The organism is Caulobacter sp. 05T431 (genome assembly GCF_056665975.1).
Genome location: NZ_JBFTKU010000013.1, coordinates 50,456 through 66,091, shown reverse-complemented (window position 1 = coordinate 66,091; position 15,636 = coordinate 50,456). Strand labels below are relative to the sequence as shown.

General features: G+C 70.7%; 14 protein-coding genes. 11 read left to right on the top strand and 3 right to left on the bottom strand.

All coding sequences use genetic code 11. The features are described from left to right. Positions 1–5: 5 nt before the first annotated feature. Both AC1U89_RS13525 and AC1U89_RS13520 read left to right on the top strand, forming a co-directional pair. The gene (locus AC1U89_RS13525; protein WP_479900209.1) at positions 6–938 is read left to right on the top strand and encodes a hypothetical protein; all 933 of its coding nucleotides are present in this window, start codon (positions 6–8) and stop codon (positions 936–938) included. Further along, entirely contained in the window at positions 935–2,002 is a 1,068-nt protein-coding gene (locus AC1U89_RS13520) for a class I SAM-dependent methyltransferase (protein WP_479900208.1), read from the top strand. The genes AC1U89_RS13525 and AC1U89_RS13520 overlap by 4 nt, the downstream gene beginning before the upstream one ends. A 7-nt stretch (positions 2,003–2,009) precedes the next feature. On the opposite strand, the gene AC1U89_RS13515 is transcribed toward AC1U89_RS13520, so the two are convergent. From AC1U89_RS13515 to AC1U89_RS13505, 3 genes are read right to left on the bottom strand one after another with little or no spacing between them, the layout of a single operon-like run. Beyond that, on the bottom strand, positions 2,010–3,044 hold the full coding sequence (locus AC1U89_RS13515; protein WP_479900207.1) for a class I SAM-dependent methyltransferase: 1,035 nt from the start codon (positions 3,042–3,044) through the stop codon (positions 2,010–2,012). A gap of 10 nt (positions 3,045–3,054) precedes the next feature. Next, positions 3,055–3,789, bottom strand: coding sequence for a hypothetical protein (locus AC1U89_RS13510; RefSeq protein ID WP_479900206.1), 735 nt, complete (start codon positions 3,787–3,789; stop codon positions 3,055–3,057). Between the two features lie 5 nt (positions 3,790–3,794). Next, entirely contained in the window at positions 3,795–5,501 is a 1,707-nt protein-coding gene (locus AC1U89_RS13505; protein WP_479900205.1) for an O-linked N-acetylglucosamine transferase, SPINDLY family protein, read from the bottom strand. Between the two features lie 562 nt (positions 5,502–6,063). Between AC1U89_RS13505 and AC1U89_RS13500 the strand changes: the two genes are divergently transcribed. From AC1U89_RS13500 to AC1U89_RS13460, 9 genes are read left to right on the top strand one after another with little or no spacing between them, the layout of a single operon-like run. Then, on the top strand, positions 6,064–6,747 hold the full coding sequence (locus AC1U89_RS13500) for a carboxypeptidase-like regulatory domain-containing protein (RefSeq protein ID WP_479900204.1): 684 nt from the start codon (positions 6,064–6,066) through the stop codon (positions 6,745–6,747). A 1-nt stretch (position 6,748) separates the two neighbouring features. After that, positions 6,749–7,966 carry a phage tail sheath family protein gene (locus AC1U89_RS13495; protein WP_479900203.1) on the top strand — a complete coding sequence of 406 codons (1,218 nt, stop codon included), beginning with the start codon at positions 6,749–6,751 and terminating at the stop codon, positions 7,964–7,966. 25 nt (positions 7,967–7,991) lie between these two features. After that, complete coding sequence (locus AC1U89_RS13490; protein ID WP_029916321.1) at positions 7,992–8,459, top strand: phage tail protein; 468 nt, start codon at positions 7,992–7,994, stop codon at positions 8,457–8,459. Between the two features lie 3 nt (positions 8,460–8,462). Beyond that, entirely contained in the window at positions 8,463–10,043 is a 1,581-nt protein-coding gene (locus AC1U89_RS13485; protein WP_479900202.1) for a hypothetical protein, read from the top strand. Beyond that, positions 10,031–10,807 carry a CIS tube protein gene (locus AC1U89_RS13480; RefSeq protein WP_479900201.1) on the top strand — a complete coding sequence of 259 codons (777 nt, stop codon included), beginning with the start codon at positions 10,031–10,033 and terminating at the stop codon, positions 10,805–10,807. Before AC1U89_RS13485 ends, AC1U89_RS13480 begins: the two co-directional genes overlap by 13 nt. After that, positions 10,804–12,318 (top strand): phage baseplate assembly protein V, encoded by a 1,515-nt coding sequence (locus AC1U89_RS13475; RefSeq protein WP_479900200.1) that lies wholly within the window; start codon positions 10,804–10,806, stop codon positions 12,316–12,318. The genes AC1U89_RS13480 and AC1U89_RS13475 overlap by 4 nt, the downstream gene beginning before the upstream one ends. Before the next feature lie 2 nt (positions 12,319–12,320). Next, positions 12,321–12,665: a hypothetical protein gene (locus AC1U89_RS13470; protein WP_035081941.1), complete on the top strand. Its 345-nt coding sequence runs from the start codon at positions 12,321–12,323 to the stop codon at positions 12,663–12,665. Between the two features lie 2 nt (positions 12,666–12,667). Then, complete coding sequence (locus tag AC1U89_RS13465) at positions 12,668–13,105, top strand: GPW/gp25 family protein (RefSeq protein ID WP_337687912.1); 438 nt, start codon at positions 12,668–12,670, stop codon at positions 13,103–13,105. Beyond that, positions 13,105–15,636 (top strand): baseplate J/gp47 family protein, encoded by a 2,532-nt coding sequence (locus tag AC1U89_RS13460; protein ID WP_479900199.1) that lies wholly within the window; start codon positions 13,105–13,107, stop codon positions 15,634–15,636. Before AC1U89_RS13465 ends, AC1U89_RS13460 begins: the two co-directional genes overlap by 1 nt.

The window sequence follows — 15,636 nt, the reverse complement described above, 5'->3', positions numbered from 1 at the left end:
GCCGCGTGGCGGACTGGAAACAACTCGGCGCGATCTTCGTCCCCAGCGGCGAACTCGACTGGTCCAAGACCCACGCCCAGGCGCCGGCGGCCCTGCTGATGGGCGACCGCATCCGCGTCTATTATGGCACTCGCGACGCCGACAACCGCAGTCGTACCAGCTTTTTCGAGTGCGACCGCGCTGATCCCACCCGTGTGCTGTACGTCCACGACCAGCCCGTGCTGGGCCTGGGCAAGCCGGGAACCCATGACGAGGACGGCGCCATCGGCAGCCAGGCGATGATGGTCGGCGACGAGCTGTGGCTCTACTACGGCGGCGTCAGCCGGGGCGGCAACGTGCCGTATCGCATGTCGGTGGGCCTGGCGCGCAGCCGCGACGGGGGCCTGACCTTCGAGCGCGCCTTCGAGGGGCCGGTCGTCGACCGCACGCCCCACGAGCCTTACATGACCATGGCCCCCAACATCCTGATCGAGAACGGGACCTGGACCATGTGGTACGGCTCGGGCACCGGCTGGGTCGAGATCGACGGCAAGTTCGAGCCGACCTACCAGATCAAGCTGGCCCGCTCGGACGACGGCCTGACCTGGCGGCAGCTGAATCACGCCTGCATCCCCAAGCTGGATGCGCTGGAGGCCAATACGCGTCCGTCGGTGCTGCGCACGGCCGACGGCTACGAGATGTGGTTCTCGTATCGCAACAGCATCGGCTATCGCGACGGGACGGGTTCGTACCGCATCGGCCACGCCACCTCGAGCGACGGCGTGGACTGGACCCGACAACCCGATCCGGAAGGCCTGAAGCCGACCGGCGAAGGCTGGAACAGCGCCACCATGTCGTATCCCAGCGTGGTCGTCGCCGACGGCCGCAAGATCATGTTCCACAACGGCGACGGCTTCGGCCAGACCGGCGTCGGCTGTTCCGTCCTGGAGGACGCATGACCATCCTCGTCTTCCCCTCGGCCCTCGAGGCGGCCGCCAAGTTTGCCCGCGAAGCCCATCAGTGGGGCCGTCGCGTCGTCGGGGCGTCGTCGCTGGAGCAGGACCCCAACGCCGGTGCGTTCGACGCCTGGGGGCGGTTGCCGTTCATCGGCGCGCCCGACTTCTTCGACGCCCTGGCGGCGCTGGTCGCGCGCGAAGGGGTCACCGACGTCTTCACGCCGCACGCCGCCACCTTCCACCTGTTCGAGCAGGCCCTGCCGGAGCGCCTGCCGGGCGTGCGGCTGATGGGGCCGGGTCCCTTCATGCGCCAGATGGACCGCGTGAGCGCCGCCCTGGCCGACGGCCGGGCGGGGCTGGAGACGATCGCGGCCATCGCCGGCGCCCCCTCGTCGCTGCCGGCCGAGCTGGTGGGCGGCATCCTGGCCCAGGCCGAGACCATCCACGGCGAATGCTCGCGCGAGAAGATCCTGGCGATCTGCGGCGTCGTGCCTATGGCGCCCAAGGGCGACATCGTCGAGATCGGCGCCCTGTTCGGCAAGAGCAGCTATGTCTTCAACCGCGTGGGCGCCTATTGCGGCGTGGGCGCGACGCTGTGCGTCGATCCCTGGGACCTGGGTCTGTCGGTGCAGACCGACGCCCCGGTGCTGATCCAGGAGGCCTCCGGCGGCTGGGACTGGAACCTGGTCCGCACCGGCTTCCTGCTGGCCATGCTGGGCTGCTCGGCGGGCGACTTCAACTACCTGCCCATGACTTCGGCCGACGCCCATCAGCGCTATGTCGAGGACCGCGCGGTGACCTCGCCGGAGTTCGGGGCGACCGCGTTGGCCGGATCGATCGCCGTGCTGCACCTGGACGGCAACCACGACGAGGCGGCGGTGGCCGAGGACTTCGCGCTATGGAGCCCGCTGGTGGCGCCCGACGGCTGGGTGATCTTCGACGACTACCACTGGCCGCACGGCGACGGGCCGCGCAAGGTCGCCGACCGCGCCATCGCCGCCTACGGCGCGCGCGTCCAGCGCCACTTCGTGGCCGGCGGCGCGATGTTCGTCCATCTGAAGCCGTAGGGCGGGATCACCCCGCCTTACGGGCCGTGCAGATGTAGTAGAACTGATAGATCTGCGAGACCCGCACGTCGGTCAGGCTGGCCGGCAGGCTCTCCACCGGGCAGCGGTGGATGACGTTGTGGCTGGACAGCACCTTGTGGAAATAGGCCCGGTCCAGGGGCGTCGCCGCGTCGTACATCTGCTCGTCGAGGAACAGCAGCACGCCGCCGGGCTTGGCCACGCGGGCCATCTCGGCGATGGCCTTCACCGGGTCGGTCAGGCCGTTCACCGCGCCGTAGCTCAGCACCACGTCGAAGCGGTCGTCCTGGAAGGGCAGGGCCATCGCATCGCCCAGCACCAGGTCGACGGCGACGCCGGCCTTGCTCATCATCTCGCTGCCCTGCTTGAGCATGGTCTCGGACAGGTCGATGGCGGTGTAGTCGGCGTCCAGCGACATCCAGCCGTGCTTGTAGAGCGAGTTGCACGAGCCGGTGGAGACGTCGAGCACCTGCAGGCGGCGACCGGCGGTCCGCAGCGGGGCCAGCATGCGCTCGTGGACTTGGGCGAAGGTCTCGGGCGGGGTGTAGGGGCGGCGCGACAGCGACAGCCAGACCGGCGCGGCGGTCCACAGCAGGTGCAGCAGGTAGCGCTGCCGATTGAGCACCAGGCCGGCGAGGACCAGCGGAACGGCCAGGATCAGCGCCGCGACCAGAGCGCCTGACGCCAAGGCCGCCACCAGCCCGATGACCAGGCCCAGCAGGGCGATCCAGACGGCGGCGTAGGCGACCCAGTAGGGGCCGGACAACGAGAGCGGGCGGACCGGCATCACGATCGCCGGCATCGTCACCTGGTACAGGCGGCCGAACAGGCCGTCGTAGAAGGTGTCGCGCAGCTTGCGGTCCTGGGCCCCCAGCCGCTCCTCGTTGAACAGCTTGGGCATGCCGTAGACGCAGGCATAGGCCTGGCCGCAGCTCGTGCAGCGCCATTGGGTGACGCTGGTCACGAAATCCGCGCCGCCGCAGGTCGGGCAACGGTACTTGCTGGCCTTCAACTCGATCGTCATGTCAGCCGTCTCACCCGCGTGGATCGAAATAGGCGAAGGTCGCCACCCAACGTCCGGCCTCGCTGTCCCAGTCGAACTTGTCGCGAAGGTCGGACTGGCTGACCCAGTGGTGGTGGTCGTAGCGCCAGATCAGGATATCGCCCGCGTCCTGGCGGGTCTCCATGTCGATCACCTCGCCCTCGATCTCGAAGCAGGTGCCGCCGTTGCGGAAATCGCGCCCGCGCTGCGACAGCGAGACGATGAAACCCAGTTGCTGGGGCAGCAGGTTGTGCCAGTGGCGGGCGAAGAAGCCGCCGCCGGCCGGATACTGGATGAGCTGCGGGTGGACGTAGGGACCCGACGCGGGGATCTCGAACGCCACGCCGGCTCCGGTCAGGGCGTTGTAGAGCCCGCGCAAGGGCTCGAAGAGGTTGCGMAGCCGAAGTTCGAGAGCGGGCGGCGCCGCGGACAGGTCGTTGAAATTATAGTCGTGGAAGACGTGCGGCGCCTGCTGCAGGCGCGAGATCATGCAGCGGCGGCGATGGTAGTTGCCGGCGAAGTCGTCGATCTCGGCCGGCGGCGTCTCGCGCCCCCAGGCGGCGACGGCCGTGCGCAGGTCGGAGACCTGGTCGTAGGGGAAGACCCCCTTGAGCAGCAGCAGCTGGCCCTGGCCCATCACCCGGTCGACGATCTCGGCGTGCGTCAGCCGGGGGACGATCGTCCCGTCGCGCAGGTCGCATCCAACCTCGATCACCCGTTCCGACATCGCGCTCACTCCGCCGCCAGCCAGCGGTCGAACATCTGACGGAACGTCGCTTCCAGATTGCGGGTGAAGCCGACCTCGTCGCAGTAGGGCGAGGCGTCGAAGCCTGGGCGCACCTTGGCGCGCAGGGCGTCGAGGGCCTGGTAGTCCTCGGTGACGGCCAGGGCCTTGGCCACGTAGTCGTCCCAGCCGTCGGCGATCAGTTCGGACAGGCCGCAGGGCTCGACCACCGGCACGCCGATGCGGCCGTAGAGGTCTTCGCCCAGCTGGGTGAGCAGGGGCACGCCGTTGGCCAGGGCGTCGCACGAGGTGGTGCCGCCAGGGCAGGGCGAGGGGTCCAGGGCCAGGTCGATGTCCTGGAATTCGCGCAGGTAGTCGACGCCGGTGGTGCGGCCGCGGAACTCCAGCTGCTCGGGCCGCGCCCCGTAGGCGGCGAAGCGCGCCTGGGTCACGCGCTGCAGGACCGGGTCGGCGAAGGTGGCGTACTTCAGCACCAGGCGGTCATTGGGCCGCTGGCCGAGGATGATCGCCCAGGCGGCGATGGTGATCTCGCTCAGCTTGGCCGGATTGTTGAACGAGCCGAACGTGACATAGCCGTTCTTCAGGGCCGGGGTGGTGACCGGGGCCAGGCGATCGGGCGACGGACGGCTGGGCGCCACGATCGGGCCGATCCGCCAGATCTCCTCGGTGTAGTACTGTTCCGAGCCCTCGACCGCCATGCTGTCGGCGTGGAGGATGTAATCCATGCAGGCCAGGCCGGTGGTCTGGACGAAGTTGATCCAGGCCACCTGGATCGGCGCGGGGCGGTAGGCGAAGACGCCCAGGCGGCTGCCCGCGGTGTGACCCCAGACATCGATCAGGATGTCGATCTCGTCCTTGCGGATCAGGGCGGCGACGTCGGCGTCGCCCATGCCGTCGAGGCCGCGCACCTTGCAGCCCTGGGGCAGCGGGCCCTCCTCGGCGGGGTCGGCGCAGTAGAGGAAGACTTCCACGACCGCCGGGTCGTGCGCGTCCAGCACCGGCAGCAGGAACTGGGCCACCTGGTTGCGGGTGAAGCTGGGGCCCACATAGCCGATCCGCAGCCGCCGCCCGGCGGTGCGGTCGTTGTCGAAGCGGGGCTCGGCCGGCGTCAGGTGGGCGGCGTAGAGGTCGCTCCAGCGGCGCGCCTCGTCCGCCACCCGCTGCATACGGTCGGGGGCGTGGAACAGGGCGTACAGCAGGAACTCGTGGACCACCGAGTTCTGGAAGGTGTCGGCCGCCACCTGGAAGACGTTGATGGCTTCGTCGGTGCGACCCTGGTGCAGCAGGGACAGTCCGTAGGACGCCAAATGCTGGAGGTTCAGCTGGTCGAAGTCGAGACTGCGGCCCAGGGCCAGGCTGGCCGCGGCCATCTGCTGATGGCTGTAGAGCGCCAGCCCCACGTCGCCGCAATAGGCCTTGTCCGCCCGGAAGCGCTGGACATCGACCCCCAGCCCGCGGAAGAGCGAGGTTGCGTGCAGGTCGCGGGCCTCGTCGAGGAACGGCCGCGCCGCGTTCGGCTGGCCGTCCGCCATCAGGGCGCTGTAGAGCCAGTACCGGCTTTCGTGGTCGGCCGGCTTGGCCCGGGCGACGGTCAGGAAGAGCCGCGCCGCCTCGGCGGCGTCGCCTGCTTCCAGCGCCGCGCGTCCGGCGGCGATGGGGTCCGCGCCGACGGGCGCGATAGGCTCGGCCAGCATCCGATGGTCCTCTCGAATCATAGTTAACGCCGAGTAGATAGCGCGCGCGTTAACGCGCTCTTACGGCGCTTTCCGTCTTCGACGCGTGCGCGCCGGGCACGCCGTCGGCGCCTGGAGGGGCGAGGTGGCGGTTGCGCTGTGCGCGGCGTCTCGGCAGCGGCGCCGTCGAGCTCAAAATCTCTCGCGAACTGCAACCATTCCGTTTATTTCTAGTTTCGGTAGTTTGAGTTATTCATTACCCGTTTTTAGCGAACGTGGCGCATTTTGAAAGATCAAAATACGCCAATTTGGCGAAAACTCCCGAAATTCCTTCGAAAATTAAGTTATGAAATAGTTGTCTATGGCAAAAAGTGCCAAGTCTAAAGCGCTTAGGGGGCGCTTTTGTAGACGCTTATATTGAATCTAACGAGAATAATCATGTGACTTTTTATCGGGATCGATTTTGCAAAACTGGAGAAAATCGCATTCAGAAAACGGTGAAATCTGAGCTTTTCATTTGTCAAAGTTCGGTCTTAGTATGAGTGGACGCCTATTGGTTGTACCCGGGGGAGCGAGCTGAAAGATGCCTGAGGGGCTGGAGGAAACGACGCGCGAATTGATCGGCTGGACCCAGGAGGTCCTGCCGGGTCGCGCCGTCGTCGCCCGGTCTCTGGGTGATCGTGACTGCGGGGAGGGGGTCGATCTCCGCCTGGTCGGTCTGGCGCCGCAGGCGACGCCCCGAGCCGCCTCGCCGCCGCTGACCCTGGCCGCGGATTACCTGGTCACCGTGCGCGCCGCCGATCCGATCGTCGAGCAGACCGGGGCCATGGCCCTGCTGTTCGCGGCGATGGAGCGCGACGAGGCCGAAGTGGTGCTGGACCGTGACGCGCTGAAGCTGTGCCTTGAGCTGAGCCTGCCGCCCGGCCCCGGTTTCGTGCTGCGGGCCATGGTCTCGGCCGCCCGGCGTCGCGCGGCCGCCGCGGCGGCCCTCGTCCGCTTCCCGCTCACGATCGACGCGGGCGAGCTCGGCGTCCTGCAGGGCTCGGTCCTGGGGCCGGGCGACACGCCGGTCGCCGACGCCGTGGTGCGCGTCGAGGGCGTGGACCGCACCGCCCGTACAGACGCGTTCGGCCGCTTCCGACTGCGCGGCCCGGTCGGCGCCAAGAACAAGCCCGTCCGTCTCAACGTCCGCGCCCGCGGCGTCGAGATCGACAGCGAGGTCGAGACCGACAGTCCCGTGATCCTTCGTTTACCGCTGGAGATTTGACATGCTGTCCTATTTGAGCCCCGGCGTTTACGTCGAGGAGATCGACTCTGGAACACGCCCGATCGAGGCGGTGGGGACATCGACCGCCGGCTTCGTGGGAACCGCGCCGAACCCCGACGTCCTCGTCGACGAGGCGAAGGCGATCAACAACTGGAGCGAATTCCAGAGAACCTACATCCGGGACGGGGACAAGGGCACCCACCTGTCCAACGCCGTCTACGGCTTCTTCCTCAATGGCGGCTCGCGCTGCTATGTCGTCAACACCAAGGCCGACGGGGCCATCTCCGGCAAGGGGCGAGGGCTCGACGCCCTGGCGGCGATCGACGAGATCGCCATCATCGCCGCGCCGGGGCGAACCGACGTGGCGTCGCACGGCGCGCTGCTGGACGCCGCCGAGCTTCTCAAGGACCGCGTGGCGATCCTGGACGCTCCGGCTCGCGTCGACGACGTCGAGGTCCTGACCCGGGCCGCCGAGGGGCCAGCGCCGCCCGCGCCGCCCGCCGGTGACGCGGGAGCGGCGGCCAAGCCCAAGGGTCAGAAGCCGGGCCAGCGCCCCCGGGATTCCGACAGCGGCTACGGCGCCTGCTACTTCCCCTGGCTGACGGGCCTGGACTCGGTCAACCCCGATCCGAAGAACCCGGTGGAAATCCCGCCGTCGGGCCACATGGCCGGGATCTACGCCCGCACCGACAGCGAGCGCGGCGTGCACAAGGCGCCGGCCAACGTCACGATCCGCGGCGCCCAGGGGCTGACCCAGATGGTGTCCCGCGCCGACCAGGACGTGCTCAATCCGGTCGGGATCAACTGCATCCGCTTCTTCAGCCGCGAGGGCGTGCGGGTTTGGGGCGCGCGGACCCTGGCCCCGAGCGCCAGCAACTGGCGCTACCTAAACGTCCGCCGGCTGTTCAACATGATCGAGGAGTCGATCGCCATCAGCACCCGCTGGGTGGTGTTCGAACCCAACGCCGGCCCGCTGTGGAAGGACATCCAGCGCGACATCGGCGCCTTCCTGACCCTGCTGTGGCGCCAGGGCGCCCTGGCCGGGGCCCGGCCCGAGGACGCCTTCTTCGTCAAGTGCGACGCCGAAACCAACCCGCCGGAGGTGGTCGACGCTGGCCAGGTGGTGGTGGTCATCGGCATCGCGCCCGTGAAGCCCGCCGAATTMGTCATCTTCCGCATCGGCCAGACGGCGGTCGGAACCACCGTCGAGACCGCCTGACCCCCAACCCTAGAGAGGATCCGTCATGGCTAAGCCTGAAGAAGCAGCGGCGGCGCCCAAGGTTGGCGCTCTGCCCGACGTCTACCGCAACTACAACTTCATGCTGTCGTCCCGCGAGATGGGCGATGTCCGGTTCACCGAGTGCTTCGGCCTGGGGGTGCGGATCCATCCCATCCGCTACCGCGAGTCCGGCAGCGGCCAGATCGTCCGGACCCTGCCCGGGCCGATCGAGTACGCCGAGGTCACCCTGCGCTACGGCCTGACCAAGACCCCGGCCCTCTGGGACTGGCTCAAGGAGGTCCTGGCCGGGGGCACGCCCCGTCGCAACATCTCGATCGCGATGATGGACGTGAAGGGCACGGCCGAGGTCCTGCGCTGGAACCTCGACAACGCCTGGCCTTGTGAATGGAGCGGCGTGTCGTTCGACGCCCTCGGCCGCGAAGTCGCGATCGAGGAACTCAAGCTGTCCTTCGACACCCTGACCCGAGCGTAAGCCATGGCCCTTCGCCGCCTGTTTTCGGGTTGGCTGATCGCCATGGCCGCCTTGGCCCGCTCGGTGGCCCAGGCCCTGGAGCGCGCCTCCGAGGATCGATCCGCGCCGGCGCCGGACCCGGTGATGGCCGCCCTGGCCGAGCGCTATCCGGGCGCGCCCGCCCATTGGCTGGCGCACGTGGCCGAGCGGACGTCCCAGTTGGCCGAAGCGGGTCAGGCGCCGCTGTCGCTGAACAGCGATCCGTCGGCCTGGCCGCCCGCGCGCTCGGACGGCCCGCCGCTGCGGCCGCTGGCGCCCGAGGCGTCGCCGGCCCCGAAAGCGCGGGAACCGATCGCGCGAGACCCTGGTGTTCCGAGCCTGGCCGACCTGCGGGAGCGTTCGGGCGAGGTCTGGCGTCGATCCGAGCCGGAGCGCCGGCGCCGGCCGCGACCGGTGTTCGCGGCGGCAAGCGCCGCGCCGGCGTCCGATCGACTCGTCCGCCCGGCGGCGACGCCGGAGCCCGCCCCGCACGCGCGCCGTCCCAGGTCGCCGCTGAGCCTGGTCGCCGAGCCGGCCCGGGCGACGCAGGCGGGACCGGAACCGGCTGCGCCGTCCGACACGGAAGCGTCCCCAGCGCGATCGGCCGTTCCCGCGCACGAGACGACCTGGTCCCCGGCGCCGGTCTCGCGAACGACGACCCATGAGCCGAGGTGGGAGTCCCCGGAGGCCGGACCTGGCCGCTCGACCGAACAGGTGTCGTCCGATCGCGTCGCCGCGCCGTCGGGTTCGGAAGCCTCTCAGCAAKACCGCTCGGAGGCCTTCACGCACGACACCGCCGTGCGCCGCCGCGCGCTCCGTCAAAGATCCTGGTTCTTCGCGAAGTCGGCCACCGCGCGTCTCGGGCGGGCCCTCGCGCTTTCGGCGGCTCCCGAGCCTTCTGTCGACGACCTGGCGGAAACCCCTGAAGCGACCGCTGTAGGGGCCGCGCCTAAGCCCCGTCCAGCCTTTCCGTTCCTGGCGGCGGATCGCCGAACCGACGTCCCGGAACGGGTCTGGCGCGCCCGGCCGTCGTCGCCCGGGCGACATGCGATCTTCCGAGCCCTGACAGCGCTGCGAGCCAGGCCGCACCCGCGCGCCCAGCGTCCCGCCGCCTCCGACCCGGTCGTCGCGACGGCGGCGCCCCCGATCGACCTGTCATCGTCGAAGCCGAGGCCCGGCCCCCCGGCGCCGTTCTTCACCGCGTTGGCKGTCGAGCCCCGGGCGCGGGTCGCCTCGATCCTCCCACCTCGCGATCCGCCCCAAGAGCGAGCCGCGCCGTCGGATCCAGGCGAAGACCGGGAGCGCCACCCCGCCGTCGGGCGGATGGCCCGTCAGGTCGCGGCCGCCACCTCGGCCGGCGAGCCCCACGACAAACGGCCGACCTACGCGGCGCGCCGGYCGTTCACTTCGCGCGCCGTCCCGCGCGCCTTCTCCGACCAGCCGTCGGACGACCGCTGGCCCGCGCTTCCGCCGGCGACCTTCGCCGCGCCGACCGGGGTCGAGGTTCCGCCGCCCCGCTGGGACCAACTGGCTCGTGAACAGGAGGAGGGGCGATGGAGCGTGTAGCCTTCCTGCTGGAGCGGACGGGCGAGCGGCTTTCCTGCCTGCTCAACCCCGAGAGCCTCGAGGCCCGGCGAACCGCCGGCGTGCGGACGCGGGTGGCCGGCGGCGGCTTCCTGACCGGCGTGGCGCGGTCCGAGGATCCGTTGATCGCCACCGGCGGCGGCGTCACCGAATACGACCTGAACCTGCTGTTCGACGTCGAGATCGCCCGGGAGGGCCGCCCGTCGAACACGCCGGAAGACGGCCAGGGCCCGGCCGCGGACGACGATGTCCGCGCCTTGACCCGTCCGCTCTGGGACCTGACCGAGAACGCCGTCGCCGCCGACGGCTTTTCGGCTCCGCCCACCGTGCGGTTCATCTGGGGCAAGTCGTGGAACATCCCCAGCGTCGTGCTCCACGTGGCCGAACGGCTGGAGCGGTTCAACGCCGACGGGGCGCCGCGTCGGTCGTGGCTCAGCCTGCGCCTGCGTCGCGTCGAGGATTCCGAGCCGCGCCCGGCGCCCGCTCGGCCGGTGACCCCGCAGTTCGAGTCGCCGTTCGACCTGGAAGGCGGATCCACCGATCAGTACCCGGCCGTCGACATGCCGGTCGACAGCGAAGGCCTGCCCCTGAAGCGGCTCGATCAGATGGCCGACGACGGCTACGGCGATCCCAGCCTGTGGCCCGACATCGCCACCTACAACAGCATCGACGACCCCCTCGACATTCCGGAGGGCACGACGATCGTGCTGCCTTCGCTGGCGATCCTTCTGGAGGCGCGGGCATGACCTCGATCTTCGCCAACCGCCCGCTGAGGGCCCGCCTGGACGGATCGCCCCTGGACCCGACCCTTGGCCGCTACGCGGTCTCGGCCTTCGTGCGCCAGGCGCTCAACGCGCCGGCCATGGCCGAACTGGTCTTCGCCGAGCCGCCGGCCGACGCCCTGAGAGGGTTGCGGCTAGGAGCGGGCTTGGCCTTCTCGATCGACGGCTCGGGCGATCTGTTCGACGGCGAGATCACCGCCGTCGAGTACCAGAACGACGCCGACCAGGGCCKGATCGTGCGCCTGCGGGCGCTCGACAAGCTGCACCGGGCGCGGCTGCGCCAACGGGCTCGGGCCCTGACCGATCAGACGGTGGCTGACGTCGCGGGCCAGATGGCCGGCGATCTGGGTCTAGGGTTCCAGTGCGCCGAGCATCCGCCGACCCGCGCCCTGATCGTCCAGCATGACCAGAACGACTTCGACCTGGTGGTCGACCTGGCGCGGGACGCGGGCCTCTATCTGGTGGTGGAGGGCGGCGACCTGCGGCTGATCAGCCTGGCGGGCGAGGGCGAGCCGATCCCGCTGCGGATGCGGCGCGAGATCATCGAGGCGCGGGCCTCGGCGGGGGCGGACTCGCTGCGCCCCTGGACCAGCGCCCAGTCGTGGGACCCCTCGCGGGCGGTCTCGGCCAACGCCCGGGCGGGCCTGGCCCGGCAGGACGCCGAGGAACTGCGCGACGGCGGGTTGACCGCCTTTCCGGACCTGGGCGGACGGACCCTGTTCAACCGCCTCGCGGCCGACGCCGCCGAGGCCGAGAGCCTGGCCCAGGCCGATCTCGACCGGGCGGTGGCGCGCGCCGTGCTGCTGGACGCGGTGGTCGAGGGCGACACCCATCTGCGCCCGGGACGGCCGGTGAACCTGGAGGGCCTCGGCGACCTGGTCGACGGCCGCTGCGTGGTGACGCGGGCCCTGCATCGCTTCGAGGAAACCCGCGGCTACGTGGTCGAAATCTCCACCGAACCGCCGGTCCGGCCCGACCGGCCGCGCACGCCCGCCTTCACCCTGGGCAAGGTGACCGACGCCGACGATCCCGACGGCCTGGCGCGAGTCCGGGTCAAGCTGCCGGTGCTGGGCGACGTCGAGACCGGCTGGATGTCGGTGCTGCTGCTGGGCGCGGGCGCCGACAAGGGCGTGGCGATCCTGCCGGAACCGGAGGACGACGTGCTGGTGCTGTTCCCGGATGGCGATCCGGCGCGGGGCGTGGTGCTGGGCGGCCTCTATGGCGAACGCACGGCGCCGGGACCGCGCGGCGCGGGGACGGCCGGGGCCCGGGCCTTCACCGTGCGGACGCCGGGCGGCCAGGTGCTGACCCTGGACAGCGTCGACGCCCTGGCGCGGCTGGAGACCCGCGCGGGCGGCCTGTTCGAGTTCGGCCCCAACGGCTCGCGCCTGAGGGCCAGCGGCGACCTTGTCATCGAGGCCCCGGGGCGCCGGCTGACGATCCGCGCCGCCGCCGTCGCGTTCGAGGAGGGTTGAGCATGCTGTGGCTGACCCAGGACGCGACACTGGTGTGTGATCATGGCGGCCGGGTGGGCATAGCGCCCACCCAGACCCTGGTGCGCATCAAGAACCGGCTGGCGCTGGTCAATCCCAACCCGCAGTCGCGGCCGATCTCGGCCTGTCCGAACGCCAATCCGGTCATCGGCCTGCGCCCCTGCCTGACGACCCTGGCCGTCAAGCAGGGCTATTCCACCTTCGTCACCATCGGCGGCCGGGCCGTGTGCCTGGACACGGTGACGGGGCTTACCGACGGGTCGCCACCGGGCACGGTCAATTATCGCGTGGTCGATCCCGGCCAGCGCCTCGTGGCGGCCGGGAGTTGAGCATGAAGAGCGTTCGGGGCATTCGGTTCGAAGGCGCGGAGCTGGGCGGAGGCACGTCCGAGCTGCGGCGGCCGGCCGGGCTGGTCCTGTCGCCGGCGGGGCGGCTGGCCGAGGTCAGCGGCGCCGACGCCGTGCGCCAGGCGATCATCCTGCTGCTGACCACCATCCCCGGCGAGCGCGTGATGCGGCCCAGCTACGGCTGCCCGCTGCATCGGCTGATGTTCGCCCCCAACGACGCCACGACCGCCGGCCTGGCCATCCACTATGTGCGCCAGTCGCTCAAGCGCTGGGAGCCCAGGATCGAGATCGTGCGGCTGGACGCCGGCGTCGATCCCGCCGCGCCCAGCCAGCTGAACGTCTCGCTGGATTACCGGGTGCGCAGCAGCAACCAGCCGGGCCAGCTGCAGTTCGGCCTCGACCTGCAAGGGGAGGCCGCCTGATGCCCTTGCCCACGCCCAAGCTGGACGACCGCACCTTCGCCGAGCTGATGGCCGACGCCGTCAAGGTCATCGACCGATCGTGCCCGGAATGGACCGACCGCAATCCCAGCGACCCCGGCATCACCCTGCTGGAGACCTTCGCCTACCTGACCGACACCATGCTGTATCGGCTCAATCGCGTGCCGGAGAAGCTGTATGTCAGCCTGCTGAACCTGGTCGGCGCCCAGATCCGGCCGCCGGCCGCGGCGGCGGTGACCCTGACCTTCACCCGCGCCGAAGGCAATGCGCGGATCACCATCCCCGCTGGAGCCCGGATCGCCACCAGCGATGGGTCGGTGACCTTCATGGTCACCCAGGCCGCGATCCTGCCGGTCGACCAGAAGAGCGTCGACGCACCGGCCCTCCATTGCGAGACGATCGAGGCGGAGTCGGTCGGCGCCGGCACGGGCGGGCCCGGCCTCAGCGTGCAGGTGCGGCGTCCCCCGATCATCGCCCCGTCCGGCGACGGCCTGGACCTGATTGTCGGCGTCGAGGCCGACAGCGCCGAACTGGCCGACGGGGCGGTGTCGCGCACGCTGGGCGACAAGAGCTATCGGATTTGGCGCGAGGTCTTCAGCTTCGCCGACGCCGCGCCCACCGACTGCGTCTACCGGGTCGACCGCGCCACCGGCCGCATCCAGTTCGCCCCGGCCATGGCCGGGGAGGGGTCCACGCCGCTGTCGGCCGTGCCGGCCCTGGGGCGTGACATCCGGGTCTGGTATCGCATCGGCGGCGGGCGCGCCGGCAACGTCGCGCCCGGCGTCCTCACCGTGTTCAAGACCCCGATCGCCGGCCTGACGGTGACCAACGCGGCGCGCGCCGCCGGCGGGGCCGAGGCCGAAACCGTGCAGGCGGCGCTGCGGCGCGGACCGCTGGAGCTGACGTCCATGCGCTGCGCCGTCACCGCCCGCGACTTCGAGCGGGTGGCGCTCAGCGTCGGGGCCGTGGCCCGGGCCAAGGCCTACGCCCAGTCGCAGGTCTGGGCTCACGCCGCCCCCGGGGTGGTCGAGATCCTGCTGGTGCCGGCCGTCGATCCCGAGACGCTGCCCGACGCGGGGGTGACCGCCCAGGCGGTGGTCGATCGCCGCAGCGAGGAACTGCGGGCCCGCGTCCAGAAGGCCGTCGACCAGCGCCGGCCGCTGGGCGTGCAGACCTCGGTCGGCTGGGCCAGGGTGCGCCCCGTGTCGGTGGCCGCGCGCGTGGTGGTCAGCCGCGAGGAGGACGCCCCGGCGGTCGAGGCCCGGCTGCGGGTGCGGCTCAACAAGCTGTTCTCGCCGCTGCGCGACGAGCCCTTCGGCCAGGTCCTGCGCGCCTCGGACGTCTACGAGGCCATGCTGGCCGATCCCAGCGTGCGCTACGCCGACCAGCTGCGCCTGACCATCGGCGAGGCGCCCGACCGCGACGTGTCGGACCTGCTGCGCGACCCGCACCAGGCCCGCACCTGGTTCGCCGCCACCAACCAGGGCCTGCATCGCAGCCTGGACGACGGCAACACCTGGTCGGTGGTGTTCAAGGCCGACGGCGACCGGCCGCTGTTCGTTCGCCGCCACCGCGACCGGCCGGGCCTGATGGCGCTGGGCGTGGTCCGCAAGGCCGGCGGGGCGATCCACGTGTCGCGCGACTGCGGCGAGACCTGGAAGACCGAGGCGGCGGTGTTCAACAGCGACGTGTCCGACGCCGACTGGGTCGACCGGGAGGGCTCGCCCCTGTTGCTGATCGCCACGGGCGAGGGCCTTCGCCAGCTCAAGCCCTTCGGCGACGCGGGCCCGGCCCCCGTGGTCGTGGACAAGACCCGTGACACCAAGGGCTTCTACGCCGTGACGACCTCGGTGTCGTCGGCCGGGGTGGTGCAGGTCGCGGTGGCCGCGCGGGTCAAGGGCGGGGTCTATCTGTCGGCCCTGGGCGGGGTGTCCGAGAGCTTCCATCCCATCGGGCTGGTGAACCAGGACATCCGCAGCCTGACGGTGCAGCGCTTCAACGCCCGCGATTTCCTGTGGGCGGCGGCGGCGGCCGAGGCCGGCCAGCAAGGCTCGGGCGCCTTCCGGGTGGAGCTGCGGTCGGGCGGCGCCGACGACCCCGAGGGTTTCAAGCCGTTCAACATCGGCTGGCAGGGCGGCTCTTGCGAGGGCCTAGCCTTCGCGGACCAATGGGTGTTCGCCGGCTCCAATCGCGGCGGCGTGCTGGCCCTGGACACCACGGCGGCGGCGCCGTCCTGGCGGGCCGCGCCGTTGGACGCCGGCCTGCCGATCCGCGACACCGAACGGCTGCTGCACGTGGTGTCCAGCGTGGCGGCGGCGCCCGTCGCCGGCGCGGCGCCGATGGTTTTCGCGGGCGGCCCCATGGGCGTCTATCGCAGCCTGGACGGGGCCCAGCATTTCGCCACCGCGTCGGCCACGGTGTTCACCGACCGGATCCCGCTGCCGCCCAACTGGCTCTATTGCGCCGACCAGCATCACCTTTCGGTGGTGATCGACGACGATACGGGGGGCTGA